Origin of the sequence: Caballeronia sp. LZ003, assembly GCF_031451465.1 — a bacterium.
In the GTDB taxonomy this organism is placed as follows: Bacteria; Pseudomonadota; Gammaproteobacteria; order Burkholderiales; family Burkholderiaceae; genus Caballeronia.
In genome coordinates this window covers 1-520 of record NZ_JARUXJ010000154.1, presented here as the reverse complement: position 1 = coordinate 520, position 520 = coordinate 1, and the positions used below count along the sequence as shown (strand labels likewise).

The following is a 520-nucleotide window of genomic DNA, read 5'->3' as shown; positions in this document are numbered from 1 at the left end:
AGCCCGAATTACTCGGCCGCTGACACGCGCGACACTTGGCGCTCGATCCGTCCCGACGCCGGAATCACGATCGCTACGCTGTTCGCGATCGCGAAGCGGTACGGCTACAACACGCGCTCGAAAGTCGGCACGGTTGTCGATCCGAAGGAAGTCGAGCGTCGCCGTGCCGAGCGCGACGCCCGTGTTGCGCAGGACGCGCAGCAACGAGAGGTAAAACGCAAGCATGCAGCATCGCTTGCGCTTGCCATCATCGAGAAGGCCGAGCCTGCACGCGACGATCATCCGTATCTGTTGCGCAAGGGTGTCAGTGCTGTTGATACCCTTTACGAAATCGACGATACGAAGCTTCTGAAGTTGATCGGCTACCGTCCACAGTGCGGCGGGGCGCACCTCGAAGGGCGAATCCTGATTGCGCCAGTGACCATTAACGGCGCGATCACGACAGTCGAGATGATCGACGAGTCGGGCCGCAAGTCAGCGCTGGCGAACGGCGAGAAAGCGGGCGGCTGTTGGTTCGCGT

General features: G+C 61.5%; 1 pseudogene. It reads left to right on the top strand.

What is annotated here, in order from left to right:
- Positions 1-520 (top strand): annotated as a pseudogene (locus tag QCE79_RS33540) (hypothetical protein); the annotation flags it as partial.